General features: G+C 39.2%; 13 protein-coding genes. 12 read left to right on the forward strand and 1 reads right to left on the reverse strand.

Translation table 11 applies throughout. The annotated features are described in order from the left end of the window. Positions 1 to 128 precede the first annotated feature (128 nt). The 9 genes from pbp4b to IE199_RS04295 all read left to right on the forward strand — a co-directional run bounded on the left by pbp4b (position 129) and on the right by IE199_RS04295 (position 11,077). Entirely contained in the window at positions 129 to 2,639 is a 2,511-nt protein-coding gene (pbp4b, locus tag IE199_RS04255) for a penicillin binding protein PBP4B (protein WP_189767607.1), read from the forward strand. A gap of 137 nt (positions 2,640 to 2,776) precedes the next feature. Continuing rightward, the gene (locus IE199_RS04260; RefSeq protein ID WP_189767610.1) at positions 2,777 to 3,568 is read left to right on the forward strand and encodes a putative hydro-lyase; all 792 of its coding nucleotides are present in this window, start codon (positions 2,777 to 2,779) and stop codon (positions 3,566 to 3,568) included. A 2-nt stretch (positions 3,569 to 3,570) separates the two neighbouring features. Next, complete coding sequence (locus IE199_RS04265) at positions 3,571 to 4,296, forward strand: 5-oxoprolinase subunit PxpA (RefSeq protein ID WP_189767612.1); 726 nt, start codon at positions 3,571 to 3,573, stop codon at positions 4,294 to 4,296. Continuing rightward, on the forward strand, positions 4,287 to 4,997 hold the full coding sequence (gene pxpB / locus IE199_RS04270) for a 5-oxoprolinase subunit PxpB (RefSeq protein ID WP_189767614.1): 711 nt from the start codon (positions 4,287 to 4,289) through the stop codon (positions 4,995 to 4,997). Before IE199_RS04265 ends, pxpB begins: the two co-directional genes overlap by 10 nt. Beyond that, positions 4,987 to 5,937 (forward strand): 5-oxoprolinase subunit C family protein, encoded by a 951-nt coding sequence (locus IE199_RS04275; protein WP_189767616.1) that lies wholly within the window; start codon positions 4,987 to 4,989, stop codon positions 5,935 to 5,937. Before pxpB ends, IE199_RS04275 begins: the two co-directional genes overlap by 11 nt. Further along, a complete protein-coding gene (locus IE199_RS04280; protein ID WP_189767618.1) occupies positions 5,938 to 6,786 on the forward strand; it encodes a DUF4392 domain-containing protein in 849 nt (282 codons plus the stop codon). Between the two features lie 9 nt (positions 6,787 to 6,795). Then, the gene (locus tag IE199_RS04285; protein WP_189767620.1) at positions 6,796 to 7,653 is read left to right on the forward strand and encodes an aminotransferase class IV; all 858 of its coding nucleotides are present in this window, start codon (positions 6,796 to 6,798) and stop codon (positions 7,651 to 7,653) included. Positions 7,654 to 8,485: 832 nt separating this feature from the next. Further along, the gene (locus tag IE199_RS04290; RefSeq protein WP_229854526.1) at positions 8,486 to 9,694 is read left to right on the forward strand and encodes a DUF819 family protein; all 1,209 of its coding nucleotides are present in this window, start codon (positions 8,486 to 8,488) and stop codon (positions 9,692 to 9,694) included. 18 nt (positions 9,695 to 9,712) lie between these two features. After that, positions 9,713 to 11,077 (forward strand): serine hydrolase domain-containing protein, encoded by a 1,365-nt coding sequence (locus IE199_RS04295; protein WP_189767622.1) that lies wholly within the window; start codon positions 9,713 to 9,715, stop codon positions 11,075 to 11,077. Between the two features lie 57 nt (positions 11,078 to 11,134). On the opposite strand, the gene lysA is transcribed toward IE199_RS04295, so the two are convergent. Continuing rightward, on the reverse strand, positions 11,135 to 12,400 hold the full coding sequence (gene lysA, locus IE199_RS04300) for a diaminopimelate decarboxylase (RefSeq protein ID WP_189767624.1): 1,266 nt from the start codon (positions 12,398 to 12,400) through the stop codon (positions 11,135 to 11,137). A 145-nt stretch (positions 12,401 to 12,545) separates the two neighbouring features. Between lysA and IE199_RS04305 the strand changes: the two genes are divergently transcribed. From IE199_RS04305 to IE199_RS04315, 3 genes are all read left to right on the forward strand, one after another. Further along, positions 12,546 to 13,256 (forward strand): N-acetylmuramoyl-L-alanine amidase, encoded by a 711-nt coding sequence (locus IE199_RS04305; protein ID WP_189767626.1) that lies wholly within the window; start codon positions 12,546 to 12,548, stop codon positions 13,254 to 13,256. Between the two features lie 368 nt (positions 13,257 to 13,624). Beyond that, positions 13,625 to 15,571 (forward strand): acetate--CoA ligase, encoded by a 1,947-nt coding sequence (acs, locus tag IE199_RS04310; RefSeq protein WP_189767628.1) that lies wholly within the window; start codon positions 13,625 to 13,627, stop codon positions 15,569 to 15,571. 282 nt (positions 15,572 to 15,853) lie between these two features. Next, positions 15,854 to 16,951 carry a 3-deoxy-7-phosphoheptulonate synthase gene (locus IE199_RS04315; protein ID WP_189767630.1) on the forward strand — a complete coding sequence of 366 codons (1,098 nt, stop codon included), beginning with the start codon at positions 15,854 to 15,856 and terminating at the stop codon, positions 16,949 to 16,951.

Raw genomic sequence — 16,951 nt, forward strand, 5'->3', positions numbered from 1 at the left:
CACACTGATATTTATTGTTGAAATAAATCCCCTATTTTTAGGGGATTTTTCTTAAATTTATTGTTTAATTTCCCTTTGAGGACATTGATTAAGCAATAAGGTGAAATAGGAATTTAGAATTTCGCATCATGTTTAAACCTAACTTTCGCAATAGCTTATTTTCTCTTCGTAAAAGCTCATTAACTAAAATAGCTTGGTTGAGCATTTGTGTACTTTTCATTTCAAGTTGCGCGTCTTTTAACATTGAAGATTTACCCTCTAAAAACTACAGCAAACGCATTAAGTTTTTAGTGATGCATTACACCGCGATAAATTACCAACAATCTGTTAAAGCGCTAGTTGAAAATGGTGGCGTTAGTTCACATTACTTGGTTCCTGAAAGTCTTGATGATAGTTATGATTTCAGTGACTTAACGGTTTACCGACTGGTTGATGAACAAGACCGTGCTTGGCATGCTGGTGCTAGTTATTGGCAGGGAAGACGTGACCTAAACGATCACTCTATCGGTATAGAAATTGTCAATATTCCTGAATGCACCCGCACTGAAAATATCGCGCTGCTAAGTAGAGGCAGCGATAGTAAAAATTGTGTTTTTCCTGATTATGATCCCAAACAAATACAGCTATTAATTGAGTTAAGCAAAGATATATTAGCGAGAAACCCTGATATTGGGCCGACACAAGTCATAGGTCATGCAGATATCGCTCCAACGAGAAAAACAGACCCTGGGCCTAGGTTTCCATGGTACCAGTTGTATAAAGCGGGGATCGGCGCTTGGTATGAAAAGTCAGATATGGATGAGTACTGGCAAATATTTCAACGCGACCTGCCCAATATTGGCTTAGTGCAAAAAGCCTTGAACAGTTATGGTTATGGGATCACGGAAACAGGTATCCTTGATCAGCAAACCATCGATACTCTTTTTGCTTTTCAAATGCACTTTTTGCCATGGCATATTAATGGCAAAGCTGATGAAAAAACGCTTGCTGCATTATTTGCTTTATTGAAGAAATACAAGCCGAAAAAACTCGATACCGTTTGGCAACGTTATCAAAAAGAACGACAACCCGATGTCCGTCCTGTTTATCTTGCTAAACGTGGGCAGATAGACAGAGTTTTCCCTGATGCAGAAGAAAATCGTAGTACAAGAGAGTTAGTTAACGACAGAGCTGTTTTTAAGGCGTACAAAGGGCGTGGTGAAATTATTATCGATAGTATCAGTGCAGTTTCAGCTGATATTTTCATCAATGGTCAAAAACTCTCTATTGCGAATGAAATGCTCGCTGGTCATCGCTACCAATACAGTTTAAGTCGCCGAACTAAAAATGGTGATAACACGTTACGGGTTGAAAATGTTATGCCAGAAGGTGCAGAAATTAACATTATCATACCGTATCCAAAATTGATGGATGAATCTGATGATAAAGACGTTAAAAAGCTAAAGCGTTTTTCGTTAGTTGATAAGTTGATAAATGACGATATAGAGCAAGGATTTCCCGGCGCTGCTTTATTAGTGATCAAAGATGGCAACATCATTAAAAATGAGGCCTATGGTTATGCAAGAAAGTTTGCCGATGGCGGTGAACCATTAGCGCAACCTATCAAGATGGAAAAAAATACCCTTTTTGACATCGCTTCAAATACTAAAATGTTTGCAACCAATTTTGCGTTAATGAAACTGGTTGAAGAAGGGCGTTTAGATGTTACTAAACCGATGTCCTTTTACTTGCCAGACTATGACGGCGGTGGTAGAGAAAGTCGTTTAGTTAAAGACTTTTTAACACATACCACGGGATATGATTCACAAGTACAATTTTTCACTAAAGAAAATAAGTTAGGTGAAAGTTTTTATTCTCAAGACGATAGCAAAACTAAACAACTTATTCTTCATAAGGTGCCATTTGACGTTGGGCGAAATATCAAACATGTATATAGCGATACCAACTTTATGTTGCTTGGCATGTTGGTGGAAAGAATTTCTGGGCAAGCACTAGATGCCTACGTGGAGCAACATATTTATCAGCAATTAAACTTGTCGAATACAATGTTTAACCCCTTAACAAAAGGGAAATATAAACAGCAGTTTGCTGCAACAGAGATACATGGCACCACGCGAGGTGGACGTATCGATTTTAACAATGTTCGCGAGTATGTTTTGCAAGGTGAAGTGCACGATGAAAAGGCATTTCATTCGTTTAATGGTGTCGCTGGGCATGCTGGCTTATTTTCAACAACTTATGAAATTGCTGTTTTAATGCAAACGCTTTTAAATGGTGGCGGCTATGACGATAAACACTTCTTTAGCCAAAGTATTTTAGATCAATTCACTAAGCCTGATGATGGTAATGGTAGTTTTGGTTTAGGTTGGCGTCGCAATAATAATGGCATGTTGAAGTGGCATTTTGGTCCATATGCGAGTCCGTTGGCTTACGGACATACCGGCTGGACAGGTACAGTGACGGTTATTGATCCTGAACATGATTTGGCCATTGTGTTATTAACCAATGCTCGCCATTCCATGATTGAAGGAGATGACAAGCACTATAGTTTCAAAGGCAAGCAGTTTGAAACTGGAAAATATGGCAGCATCATTTCACTCATTTACGAAGAAGTTATCAATAATTCTAGTGGTAATTAACCTAGCTAAAGGTTTTTCATCAAATAAATTGATGGCATATATTACCTAGGTCGTATTGACTGTTTAGCGTATTAAATTTAGCTTGATGTCACGACAGGTTGACTTTTATAAACGAAAATTTAGGAAAAATTTAAGGCATGAATCAAGAAACTCCCTTGGTTATTCGACAGCAAATCCGCAATGGCGATTTTAGCAGCCCAACTTCCGGAGTTGCGCCGGGTTTTGTTCAATGCAACTTAGTTGTGCTACCTAAATCGCATGCCAAAGATTTTGAACAGTTTTGCCAGTTAAATGCTAAATCATGCCCGTTAATTGCTATGAGTGAATCACCTGGTGATTTCTCTCTTAAAACACTGGGTGAACAAATCGATATTCGCACTGATATTCCGCGATATCGTGTTTATCAACAGGGGCAACTCGTGGATGAAGTTAATGACATTAGTGAACTGTGGCAAGACGATTATGTTGCATTTCTACTCGGGTGTTCTTTCTCTTTTGAAGAAGCATTAATTGCTGATGGCATTGAGATTAGAAATATCACCGAAGGCAAAAATGTGCCTATGTATAAAACGAATATCCCCAATAAAGCGGTAAATCAGTTTGCTGGTAATATGGTGGTGAGCATGCGGCCTATGCGTATTGAAGACGCGAAAAAGTCAGTGACAATATGCAATCAATTTCCATTGGTGCATGGCGCTCCTATACATATTGGCGATCCTACGGTGCTTGGTATTAGTGATATTAATCAGCCGGATTTTGGTGATGCTGTGACGATAAAAGATCAGGAAGTTCCCGTTTTTTGGGCGTGTGGTGTAACACCTCAAGTTGCTATTGCCAATGCCAAACCTGATATTTGTATTACGCATAGCCCTGGTTACATGTTGATCACAGATATTCCCAATAGCACATTACGACAAAGTGATAATTAATCATGAAATTAAACTGTGATTTAGGTGAAAGTTTTGGTGCTTGGCAAATGGGTCAAGATGAACTTGTGATGCCGCATATTGATATGGCTAATATCGCTTGTGGATTTCACGCGGGTGATCCTCACGTGATCAACCACACATTAGCCTTAGCAAAAAAATGTAATACTGAGATTGGTGCTCATCCAAGTTATCCCGATACACTTGGTTTTGGTCGACGTTCGATGAAGTGTTCGCCAGCAGAAATTATTGATTTAATGCTTTATCAGATAGCTGCGCTAGATGGCATGGCACAAAGCCAAGGGCTTAAACTCACTTATGTGAAACCTCATGGTGCGTTATACAACGATATGATGGCTGATAGTCAAATATTTGCAGCGATTTTACAAGCAATCGCTCAATATTATAGGCCATTAAAATTAATGATTTTGGCGAACGCTGACGCAGAAAACTATCGTAAAAAAGCAAAAGCTTTGGGTATTAAACTAATATTTGAAGCCTTTGCTGATCGCCGCTATTCGCAATCAGGCTCTCTATTACCTCGCTCACAAGCTGGGGCTGTGCTTGATAAAAATGCCACGCTCGCCCAGGTGAAAAGTTTGACAGCTTCAGGTCAAGTAATTGCGGATAACGGACAATCTATACGTATTGATGCAGATACGATTTGTGTGCACGGAGACAATCTAGACTCCGTAAGTTTGATTAAAGAAATTCGCCAACTATGTCAATAAACCTCGGTAATGCTGCTGTTGAAGTCGCTGGCGAAAGTGCATTAATTGTTTATCTCAATGAGCACAGTTTGATTGAAACTAGCCGTAAAGTGGCTCAACTTAAAATGGTATTGTCTAAATATCTTGCTGATAAAGTCACTGAATTTATTCCATCGTATAATTCGTTATTAGTGGTGTTTGATCCCTATAAAACCGATTATTTTGAGGTAAGAAACACAGTTAACGCTCACCTCACTTCACTAGAAGCGGCTGGCGACACATCAAGTACTGTTATTGAATTACCTGTTTTTTATTCACCACAAAGTGGGCCTGATTTAGATCGCATCGCTAACAAGGCAAATTTAACCATTGATGAAGTTATTGACCTTCATCAAGCAAAAACCTATCAAGTGTTTGCATTAGGTTTTGCGCCAGGGTTTGCTTTTTTAGGCGAAGTTGATGAGCGAATTGCCATGCCAAGGCTTGCTACACCGAGAAAAAAAGTACCAAAGGGCGCAGTAGGGATAGCGGATCAGCAAACGGCGATATATCCGTCAGAGTCACCTGGTGGCTGGAACCTCATTGGTTTATGTCCTATTGCCTTATTTGATGCAACCAAAGCACCCCATGTGCCTTTTTCAGTTGGTGACAGCGTTAAGTTTACCCGTATTAGCGAGCAGGAATTTTTGGCACTAGGAGGAGCACTAGATCATGAATATTAGTGCAAGTTTTACCGTAGTAAAGCCTGGTGTATTAACGACGATACAAGATTTGGGAAGGTTTCAGCAAGCGCACTTAGGTATTACCACCGGTGGGCCAGCTGATAAAGAAGCTTTTTCCTTGGCTAATCAATTACTTAATAATCCAGAAAACGCACCTGCATTGGAAGTCAATTTTGGTGATATTGAATTAGTTGCTAATTGTAATACCACTATTGCTGTAACCGGGGCGCAAGCCAAGATCAGTATTAATGGAAACCCTAAAGCCAATTGGCAATGTCACCATCTTTCTACAGGTGACAAACTGCACATCGATTTCACAACAAAAGGTTGTAGGGTGTACATTGCGGTAAGTGGTGGTTTTTCTGTTTCTCGCCAGTTTGGCAGTGCCTCTACGGTTGTGAGAGAAAAACTAGGTGGTATTGACGGTGAAGCGATTAAAGCTGGTCAACAATTAGTGATGGCTCAACCTGACATTCGTCCTTTAACTAAAGTGCAAAGTCATCATATTCCAAATTATTCAAACGAGGTTAACTTGCGAGTGATCACTGGCTACCAAATAGCGCTGTTTGATCGATCACAAGTGAATAAGTTTTTTTCGAGTGTTTATGAAGTCAGTGCCCAGTATGATCGCATGGGTTATCGACTTAAAGGGTCAGGAATTAAGTCTGATATTTCAACCATGTACTCAGAGGGCATTTGCCAAGGCGCAATTCAAATACCGCCAGACGGGCAGCCAATTGTGTTAGCTAATGACCGTCAAACCATTGGTGGTTATCCTAAAATCGGATCGGTATTGTCACTTGACCTTAATAAACTCATGCAATGCACTCAAGGGGCGAAAGTGTCTTTTGAAGCGATTTCGATTCACTGTGCACATAACCTTTTGCACTTAGCTCAGAGTAAATATGCCAATACATCTGTATTTGAGGGAGTCGCGTAAATGAGCAAACACCTTAGTTTGTTGTCGCTAAGTCAAGAAATAGAGTCTCGGTTGGTACAACGTAACCCTAGGGGCATGAAAGATGTGCACGATGCGCTTCGCCCAGGATACTATTTACGGGCTGCTAAACAAATAATGCACTGTAAAGAAAATATCTTAATAGGTACGGGGTTTCCCGTTTCTGACACCTTTGAAACTGACGGGCCTATTGGTGCTATTGCATTGTATGAAGCGTTAGTGGCGATAGATAAAAAACCCATTTTAGTGTGTGGTGATCCACTCTATAGCGCTATTAAAAAACGTTATCGTTGTTTTTTATTACCGGTTAACGATCTTAATAACGCGCCTGCTTTTACAAAAAATGCCTTAGCTGTGCTAGAGCCAAACCTGGTTATTTCAATAGAAAGGCCGGGATTAAGTGAGCAAAATGGCTACTTTAATATGCGTGGCGAAAACATTTCTGCTCAATGCGCCAGTTTTGATTACTTTTTAGAGCTTGCTACCTGCCCAACAATTGCCATTGGGGATGGCGGCAACGAAATTGGTATGGGGAATATCGCAAAAGCTTTAGAAAAGCTCGATATTGTGCCTTCTAAAACTCAATGTGATGAATTGCTTATTGCGGATATTTCCAATTGGGCAGCCTACGGACTCATTGCATTTTTATCCATGTGGGCAGAGCGAAATTTATTTTCCAGCTTTAAGCCTAGAGACATTTTATCTTACTTATCTAAGTTAGGGAGTGTCGACGGAATTACCAAGCTCAATGAGCTAACAGAAGATGGCTTATGTATTAGCCATAGCGAACAACTAATTAATGAACTAGAAAAACTTTGCGGTTTAACATAGAGAAACAATATGAGTACGGTTTTCTTAAACAATGAATATATTCCTGCCAATGAAGCAAAAATTTCGCCTATGGATCGAGGTTTTTTGTTTGGTGAGGGTATTTATGAAGTCATTCCATGTTATCAAGGACAATTTGTTGGCCTGCAGCCACACCTTAAAAGGTTATTTGATGGCTTAAAAGCGTTAGAGATTTCATCGCCATTAACCACTGAAGAGTGGGGCGATTTGTGTAAAAAGTTGGTGTCACTTAACGAGGGTGATAACCAAGGTATCTATATTCAAGTAACACGTGGAAGTGCACCGAATCGTCACCATGCTTTTCCTAAAGACACTGTCCCAACAATTTTTGCTTTTACCTTTGAAATACCAGCTGTACCTATGCCAGATAAGCAAAGTGTAACGGCGTACAAGGTGTCGAGTGAACAAGATTTAAGATGGAAAAGATGCCAAATTAAATCAACCGCCCTGTTAGGTAATGTGTTGCATTTTCAACATGGTGTTCGTGAAGGCAACAAAGAAACTATTTTATTTAATCAGCACAATGAGCTTACCGAAGCAAGCTCTAGCAATGTATTTATTGTTAAAGACAAGGTGATTGTGACACCACCGTTGGATAATCAAATATTGCCAGGTGTAACACGTCATATATTGCTTAATGTGCTGAGAGAGCACAGTGACTTTATCATTGAAGAGAGAGTTATTACCCATCAAGAAGTGCTTGATGCTGATGAAGTATGGTTGACAAGTTCAACGAAAGAAGTTGCGCCTGTGATCAAAATAGGTGAACACTGGGTGGCTTCTGGGCAGGTGGGTGATATTTGGTTAAAAGCCCAAACTTTATTTTCTCAATATAAATATCTTTATTGATGCTTGAACTAAAAGCTTTACTGCCATTATTGGAGTAAGGCTTTTTAGCAGTAGGTGTAAAAATAAGGCCAATACTGAAATCAGTATTGGCCTTTTTTAACCAATCGTGTGTAAGGGAGAATTGGTTAAAACCTTTAGCAAAACGCCAGTTTTGAACATATTCTGTTAAATGACCAAATATTTAATCGTTCCAATAATCATTCACGGCCTAACAATTACATGGGATAAACGTGAATAAATTAACTTTGCTATTGTTTAGACTAAATAACCTCAGCTTCGCATAAACAATGCGTTTCTAGGTGCTATTTTTACTGACTTCTGCGTTATGTTGAAGCGAAATAGCTAGCTATTCCTGCTGCAAAATGCCTTGAATTCAGACAAAAATATCGACCCAGAAAAATAAGAGGCTGCTAACTTATCGTTTTCTTTGATTTAGCGCTAATTCTTATACAAACCTGAGGTTAAATATTGTACTCTTTTAAAATAATGTTGCAAGAATAAAAAATTCTTGTTTTATTGTTTTCGGTGTTAATAATTATTTTTGTTTATGCTTAGGTGAGTGGCTATTTATTTGAATGTTAGTCACACAAACTAATTCTCATTATTACGATTGGATTTTATCTTTTTATTATATTTAGCTAGCTTGGTTTAGGTTTTTAATCAGTTTGGTTTTGGCAGTTTATCGTTGTTTTTTTGATTTTGTTGAAGGTTCTATATCATGTCCTTGTTGGACAAACACCACTAAGTTATCAATATGGTTTTTGTTTTACGATTGTAATAAATAATTCTTTGATTTGTTTTGGTTTGGAATAAAACTTTGCATTTGTAATTTGTGAATGCTAATTTAGCATTATTTGTTCAATATAATGCTGCTGAAATGATCACATCATCCTTTGCTTTTTTTACTGTCTTACTTGCAATCGCTGGTGGATTGAAATTTATTGAATTTAAGAGCACAAGCAAGTTTTTTAACATATTACCTGCGATTGTGATTCTTTATTTTTTAGTCATGCTGTTATCCACCTTAGGAGTTTGGCAAAAAACGCACGAAATCAACGAGGCATACAGCAGTTTAAAGTCTAATATTTTACCGGCCATGATCTTTTTAATGTTACTTAAAGCGGATCTAAGGCAGATAAAAAAACTGGGTGGCAAAATCATTTTGGCATTTTTCAGTGCCTCTTTTAGCATAGGCTGTGCTTTTATTATTGCCTTTATGTTGTTTCTTCCTCTACTAGAGCCAACCTCATGGAAAACCTTTGCCGCACTCAGTGGTAGTTGGATGGGCGGAACTGGTAATATGGCAGCGGTGCAACTTGCACTAGACGTACCAGATAGCCAAATGGGTTATACATTAATTATAGATTCAATTGATTATGCATTGTGGGTAATGCTGTTACTGGCGTTAGTTCCGCACGCTAAGGTTTTTGATCGTTGGATTGGTACAAACAGTGACAAACTCGACACGGTTGCTAATAGCTTAGCTAAAGACAGTAAAAGCGAAAACACCGGTGATTTAACGGTTAATTTGTTAACGCTATTAGCATTAGCACTTGTAGTATCGGTATTTACGCAATATGTCGCTTCAATATTACCTGTATCTACTTTTTTCAGCACAACAACTTGGACTGTATTAATTGTCACTTTGTTAGGTACCTTAGCTGCCATGACGCCGCTCAGTAAAATGCAAGGCTCTGAAGCGATTTCAAATATTATGCTCTACCTCATTATCGCGCTAATCGCCTCCCGAGCAAATTTTAACGAATTAACCCAAGCGCCTCTTTATATCGCTATTGGCATAGTGATTTTACTTATTCACGGCGCCTTAATGGTGATGCTGGCTAAACTATTTAAGTTTGACTTGTTTACTTGTGGTATTGCGTCTCTTGCCAATATCGGAGGTGTTGCATCGGCACCAATATTGGCAGCAGCCTATTCTAGGGCGTTAATTCCTGTCGGAGTGTTAATGGCACTTCTTGGATACATTGTAGGAACAGCTGGTGGTTTATTTGTTGGAAAAGTACTGTCATTGTTAGTGTGATTGAATAAGGAGTTATCTGTGAAACGTTTAATGCTCTTGGTGCCTTTGCTGTGTTTGTTTTCTTGTTCTTCGAAGCAAAATGACAATATAAATTACACCAATATCAAACAACAGATGCATGACTTGGTTAATCAACCAGGTAAAGCGGCGACTGAAATAGCGGGTCTACAACTGGTATTGATAAAAGATGGAAAGCTTGTGTTTGAACATGCAGAAGGCTTTGCATCTATTACTCCCGCAGGCGAAAAATTGCCATTAAGCATAGACCACAAAGTGCGTATAGCTTCGATTTCTAAGTTCATTTTAACCATGTCTTTGATGACTTTAGTTGAAGATGGATTGATAGATCTAGACCAAGATATATCTCGCTATTTAGGGTTTAGGTTACGAAATCCTAATTTTCCAGACGTTAAAATAACCACTAGGCAGGTGTTGGCTCATGTTTCTTCTATCCGAGATAACGGACAATATTTCCTACCCTATGGTGAAAATTACCAACAATTTTTTACTGCAACTCAAGTTACTGGTGGCATAGGACACTTTGCCAGTGAGCACAATCAGTCACCTGGTGACTATTTCATGTATGCAAACCTAAATTTTGGTCTGATTGCTGGTGTGATAGAAAACGTCAGTGGTTTAAGAATGGATCTTTTTGTTAAACAAGTGCTGTTTGAACCACTGGGACTAGATATTAGTTTTAACGTTTGTGATTTTTATCAGCATCAATACCGTGACCTTGCCACCTTATATCGCCGTGGTACTGGCGGTGATATATGGGACCCGCAAGGTCCTTGGCTACCTCAAGTAGATGGACTCAACATTAGTTGTTTTTATGGCGGGGAAAAATACAGCAGAATGGAGATACCGGATTTATCGATGTTAAAAACTTATCAAGTAGGAAGTAATCCCACTTTATTCTCGCCGCAAGGGGGGCTGCGGGCTTCCGCTAAAGATTTAGCGAATTTGATGAAACTTTTTATCGGTAAAAATAACAATCAAGTTATCAGTAAAAATACGTTAGCGCACATGCTTGAGCCCGTATGGACGTATGATCAACAGCTTAAAAATGGCTATACAAGTGGAGAAAGTCCGCTAGATGAACTAAGTGCGGCAAACAAAAAAACGACTTATGGACTTTCTACGCATATTATAGATTTAAAAGATTGGGGATTAACTCAACAAAGCCAAATCTATTATGGTCATTTGGGCTCTGCTTATGGCTTATTAGGACAGTTTTGGTTTGACCCTATCAGTGGTGACGGTGTGATTGCTCTTATTACGGGCGTAGGGGATGAACCCGCCAAACCCACTAGTAAAACACCACTTTACGCCATTGAAGAACAGATATTAATCATGAGTTTAACAGCATTAAAACATTTGTAAGACACGATGAGTTAGTTCAATTCGCTCTAATGCTTTTTAAGGTGGTAATTGAATAAATTACCACCATGGTGGAATCACATCTTGCTCAATCACATCTTGGTAACTTTGGCGACTTCTGATCACTGAGTATTGTTCATCTTTAACCATAATCTCAGGGGCAAACAATCGGGTATTGTAAGTAGAGGACATCACACTGCCATAAGCGCCACAGCTTAAAATAGCAACCAAATCGTCTGACTGTAAAACCGGAAGTTCTCTATTCTTAGAAAAGGTATCACCTGTTTCACAGACAGGACCAACAACATCGTAAAGTGCAGTTTCGTTAGTGTTGCGAATGACTGGAGTTATTTGATGATAGGCATCGTACATGCTGGGTCGAATTAAGTCATTCATACCTGCATCAATAATTAAAAATTGGCGTTCTTCGCCTTTTTTCACATACACGACACTAGAAACTAAAATTCCGGTGTTACCGACAATTGACCTTCCTGGTTCAACAACAATTTTACAGTTTAAATGGCCAAGGCATTTTTTAGCCAGCTTCGCATAGGCGTCTTTATTTGGCGGAGTGTCATCTTCAGCGTAGTCGATACCTAAACCACCACCAATATCAATAATGGAAATATCATGACCATCTTCTTCTAGTGTATCGACAAACTCTGCTACTTTATTAAACGCTTGTTCAAATGGAGCTAGATCCGTTAACTGCGAGCCAATATGAACGTCGACACCTTGCACCTTAATACCGGGTAACGATGCCGCAAAATGGTAAACACTTCTCGCCTTTGTAATAGGGATACCAAATTTGTTTTCTGATTTACCGGTAGTAATTTTTGCATGTGTATTAGCACAAACATTAGGGTTAACTCGGATTGAAATACACGCTGTCAGGTTTTGCGCCGAGGCAAGTTCACTTATCAGTTGTAACTCAGGCTCAGATTCAACGTTAAATTGAAAAATATTGTGTGACAAGGCATAAGCAATTTCTTTGCGTGTTTTGGCGACACCTGAAAACACAATTTTATTAGCTGGCACACCTGCTTGTAGAGCTCGTCTAATTTCACCTTCTGAAACAACGTCAGCACCGGCGCCTAAACTCGCTAACAAAGATAATATCGCTTGATTAGAGTTGGCTTTAACGGCATAACAGATCAAAGTGTCTTGCTCAGCAAATGCCTGTTGATAAGCTAAATAGTTCTCTTTAATTGCAGTGTAAGAATAACAATAAAAAGGCGTAGGTATATCTTTGGCCATTGCAGCAACCGATACCTTTTCTACGTGCATTGTATTATCTTGATAAGAGATATGCGCTTGTGTTTTCATTACTAAATAATTACTATTTTATTTCTTTGTAGGAATAATATATTTTAATTTGCGCTCTAGTCAATAACGAGTACATATTTCTCGTGTAATTGACCGCTGGACTGTCAAATTTACGGTCGGTGTAATCGATATATAGGGAAAATCAATGACTTTAATTTTAAGAAATACATTAACCATTTCAATAATACTGATGCTAATGGCATGCTCTTCAGGATCGGTTAACCAAACGAATGGTGTTAAAGCACAAGCTAAGTTAGAAATTGTACAGTGGCCTATTATCTACAATGACAAAAGGGAGCAATTGTCACTAGAATACTTAGCAACAAGGTATGACATTAAAACCGAAAAAGCGAAAATAACACCTAAAATGGTGGTTGTGCATTGGACCGCAATTCCGACATTAGAAGCATCATTTAATGCATTTAACTCCCCTATGTTACCAAGTTCGAGGGATAAAATTAGTAGCGCCAGTCAGTTAAATGTTTCCGCGCATTATTTAGTAGACAGAGATGGCACTATTTACCAGCTGCTGCCCAACACCACTTTTGCTCGTCATGTTATTGGCTTAAATCATAGCGCGATAGGCATAGAAAATGTTGGAAATGGCAGCACATTACCTTTAACTGCAGAGCAGCTAGAGGCCAACATTGCGCTGATCAAACAGTTAACTCAGGACTATCCTATCGAATATGTTATTGGCCATCACGAGTACCGTAACTTTATTAATCACCCACTTTGGAAAGAAGTGAATCCCAATTATTTAACCGAAAAAGTTGATCCTGGTGAAGCCTTCATCACTCAAATACGTGATGCATTAGCTGAGCTTGATTTGAAACCTGTACCTGATAGCAAGTAAATAAAATATGGGCTGTATGAGGTCTGCTATTTATTAAGTTGAAAATACTTAGTGAGCAAATATTTATTCCAATTGGGATAAGCCCGTCGTTTTCGATAAGTTGAACCACATCAAATGTTGACTTGATGTTTATGGTAATTTCATATTGATGACAGCGTTGTCATTATTCGGTAAGGGTGATAATGTTAGTTTCGGGTTAATTGTTTCTTACATAAACGCAAGAATATTCGACTTTAGTTGAGTATGCGAAGCAATTGACATGCTATATGATGGTGTCACTAATTATTAAAAAATTATGCGTCACTGCCTAAGGTGCAAAAGGTAGTGAACAGCAAGAATATCTCAAGTTATTAAACGAAGGACTTATCATGCAAGAATTAAAAAGTCGTTATCCTGTGTTAGAGCGTGCAAAGGCGCATACTCATATTGACACAGCAACGTATGAAAAAATGTATCAGCAGTCTATTGAGCAACCAGAAGCTTTCTGGTCAGAGCAAGCTACGCAGTTTTTAGACTGGTACAAACCTTTTGACAAAGTTTCCGACGTCGATTTGAAATCAGGCCACATTAAGTGGTTTGAAGGTGGGAAGTTAAACGTTAGCTATAACTGTATTGATCGTCACTTACCAGCTAAAGCAAATGATGTTGCTATCATTTGGGAAGGCGATAATCCAGAAGAAGATTTAAAAGTTACTTACCAAGAATTACATGATCATGTTTGTCGTTTTGCCAACCTATTAAAAGAGCGTGGTGTTAAAAAGGGCGATCGCGTCTGTATCTATATGCCGATGATCCCAGAAGTTGGTTATGCAATGCTTGCATGTGCACGTATTGGTGCAATCCACTCTGTTGTCTTTGGTGGTTTCTCAACAGAATCTATTCGTGCTCGTATCGATGATGCTGACTGCCAAGTGGTTGTGACAGCAGATGAAAGTTTACGTGGTGGCCGCGTTATTCCTCTTAAAGCAAATGTTGATGCGGCTATTGCTGATTGTCCAAATGTTCACTCGGTGATCGTTATCGAGCGCACAGGTGGTGACGTTGCTTGGAATGATAAGATTGACGTGAAATATCAACAAGCTGTTGCTAATTTACCTGCAGTTTGTGAGCCTGAAGTGATGGACGCTGAAGATCCATTATTCATTCTTTATACGTCTGGCTCTACCGGAACACCAAAAGGTGTACTTCATACCTGTGGTGGCTATTCACTTTACGCGGCAATGACCCACAAATATGTATTTGACTATCGCGATGGCGAAATTTATTGGTGTACTGCCGATGCAGGTTGGATCACTGGTCATTCTTACATTTTTTATGGACCACTAGCTAATGGTGCTACTACCTTAGTATTTGAAGGTGTACCTACTTACCCTGATGCTGGCCGTTTTTGGCAGGTGTGTGAAAAGCACAAGGTTAATATCTTTTATACTGCGCCAACCGCGATTCGTGCACTAATGAGTGTTGGTGATGATTATGTGACTAAATATGATCTATCTGATCTACGCCTGTTGGGTACAGTTGGTGAGCCAATCAACCCAGAAGCATGGCATTGGTATTATGAGATTGTGGGCAAATCAAATTGCCCAATCGTAGATACTTGGTGGCAAACAGAAACTGGCGGTATTTTAATAACGTCATTACCGGGCGCCGTTGATATGAAACCAGGCGCTGCTGGTAAACCTTTCTTTGGTGTAAAACCTGCTTTGTTTGATAAAGACGGCAATACACTTGATGGTGAAAACCAAGGTTTATTAGTCATGACGGGTAGCTGGCCAGGACAATTACGCAGCGTATACGGAAACCATGAGCGCTTTATCGATACCTACTTAAGCCAATATCCAGGCAACTATTTTACAGGTGACGGTGCTAAACGTGATGAAGATGGTTTTTATTGGATCACGGGTCGTGTTGACGATGTACTGAATGTATCAGGTCACCGCTTAGGTACGGCAGAAATTGAAAGTGCGTTGGTATTACACCCAGCAGTTGCTGAAGCTGCTGTTGTTGGTTATCCACATGAAGTGAAAGGCCAAGGTGTTTACGCTTATGTCACTTTAATGGCAAATGCGACAGAATCAGCTGAACTAAACAAAGAACTAATTGAGTTTGTAGCAAATGAGTTAGGTCGATTTGCTAAGCCTGATTACATTCAATGGGCACCTGGATTACCTAAAACTCGCTCAGGTAAGATCATGCGTCGCATCTTACGTAAGATCGCAGAAAATGATTTGGGTACCTTAGGTGATACCTCAACGCTTGCAGATCCAGCTGTGGTAGATAACTTGATTGAAAACCGTATTGTACATGGTGGTTAATCATCACACTTGTTAATTAAAAAGCGCCTACGGGCGCTTTTTTTATGCCTACGACTTTTGTCTAGATATTAAAAATTGTGCAAAAAAAGCATTGATCATTTTTTTTATAGCTGTAAGAATAAGATTACAAATACAGTAAACATAAGTTTACAAAATGTAATTATGGAAAATTTAACACAAAAACCTTTTTATTATTGCCTGTCTATTTATTGCTAAACCTCCTGTTTAGCTAGCTATGTATTATTCTTTTAAAACTCGCTGTTCAAAATACCGGAAACTATTATGTCAGAGATAAACACACAAAGCGCAAGTCCTAGAGGATCACTCAACGATATTCACGTTAATGCCGAAGAGGTGTTAATTACACCTCAACAACTTAGAGATGAGTTGCCTCTACCCGATAAGAGTCGAGAATTCATTATTAATGCCCGCCAGGACATTGCGAATATCATCCACAAAAAAGACCACCGTTTGCTTGTGATCAGTGGCCCTTGCTCAATCCATGATGTTGATGCAGCAAAAGAATATGCTCGCCAACTTAAAGAGCTTCATGAACTGCACAAAGATACACTTTATATTGTGATGCGAGTTTATTTTGAAAAACCAAGAACAACAGTGGGTTGGAAAGGTTTAATCAATGATCCTCAAATGGACGGCTCTTTTGATGTTGAATCTGGTCTTCGCACAGCACGCGAATTGTTGCTTTATTTAACAGAGCTAGGATTGCCACTTGCAACAGAAGCACTAGATCCGATTAGCCCACAATACCTCGCTGAATTATTTAGTTGGTCTGCAATCGGCGCTAGAACCACAGAATCACAAACACACCGTGAAATGGCCAGTGGTTTGTCGATGCCTATTGGCTTTAAAAATGGTACCAATGGCAGCTTAGATGTAGCGATCAATGCGATGCAATCTGCGGCATCATCACATCGCTTTATGGGCATTAACCGTCAGGGCCAAGTGGCGTTAATTAAAACATCAGGTAACCCTGATGGTCATGTTATTTTACGTGGCGGTAAAAAACCTAACTATGAAGAAGAGAGCATTAAACTGTGCGAACAACAATTGGCAGAACATCATTTAGAGCCTGGTATTGTTGTCGACTGTTCACATGGTAACTCTAAAAAAGACTACCGACGTCAGCCTTTAGTGGCTGAAAATGTCTTTGGGCAAATTGTTCAAGGTAATCAATCTATCATTGGTATTATGTTGGAAAGTCATCTAAGTGAAGGAAATCAAAGTGCCAATTTACCAAAAAATGAGCTTAAATATGGCGTGTCAGTTACTGACGCTTGTATAGACTTTGCTAGCACTGCTAACTTATTAGCCAAAGGCGCTGAGCAACTATCACAAGTGCTAAAATCTCGTATTGCTTAA

It is taken from the genome of Thalassotalea marina, assembly GCF_014656435.1.
GTDB lineage: Bacteria > Pseudomonadota > Gammaproteobacteria > Enterobacterales > Alteromonadaceae > Thalassotalea_C > Thalassotalea_C marina.

Bases quoted from the DNA above. Each gene is read 5' to 3' on its own strand.
- IE199_RS04280 (WP_189767618.1), top strand. From the start codon at position 5,938: ATGAGCAAACACCTTAGTTTGTTGTCGCTAAGTCAAGAAATAGAGTCT.
- pxpB (WP_189767614.1), top strand. From the start codon at position 4,287: ATGTCAATAAACCTCGGTAATGCTGCTGTTGAAGTCGCTGGCGAAAGT.
- acs (WP_189767628.1), top strand. From the start codon at position 13,625: ATGCAAGAATTAAAAAGTCGTTATCCTGTGTTAGAGCGTGCAAAGGCG.
- IE199_RS04285 (WP_189767620.1), top strand. From the start codon at position 6,796: ATGAGTACGGTTTTCTTAAACAATGAATATATTCCTGCCAATGAAGCA.
- IE199_RS04315 (WP_189767630.1), top strand. From the start codon at position 15,854: ATGTCAGAGATAAACACACAAAGCGCAAGTCCTAGAGGATCACTCAAC.
- pbp4b (WP_189767607.1), top strand. From the start codon at position 129: ATGTTTAAACCTAACTTTCGCAATAGCTTATTTTCTCTTCGTAAAAGC.
- IE199_RS04305 (WP_189767626.1), top strand. From the start codon at position 12,546: ATGACTTTAATTTTAAGAAATACATTAACCATTTCAATAATACTGATG.
- IE199_RS04275 (WP_189767616.1), top strand. From the start codon at position 4,987: ATGAATATTAGTGCAAGTTTTACCGTAGTAAAGCCTGGTGTATTAACG.
- IE199_RS04260 (WP_189767610.1), top strand. From the start codon at position 2,777: ATGAATCAAGAAACTCCCTTGGTTATTCGACAGCAAATCCGCAATGGC.
- lysA (WP_189767624.1), bottom strand. From the start codon at position 12,400: ATGAAAACACAAGCGCATATCTCTTATCAAGATAATACAATGCACGTA.
- IE199_RS04265 (WP_189767612.1), top strand. From the start codon at position 3,571: ATGAAATTAAACTGTGATTTAGGTGAAAGTTTTGGTGCTTGGCAAATG.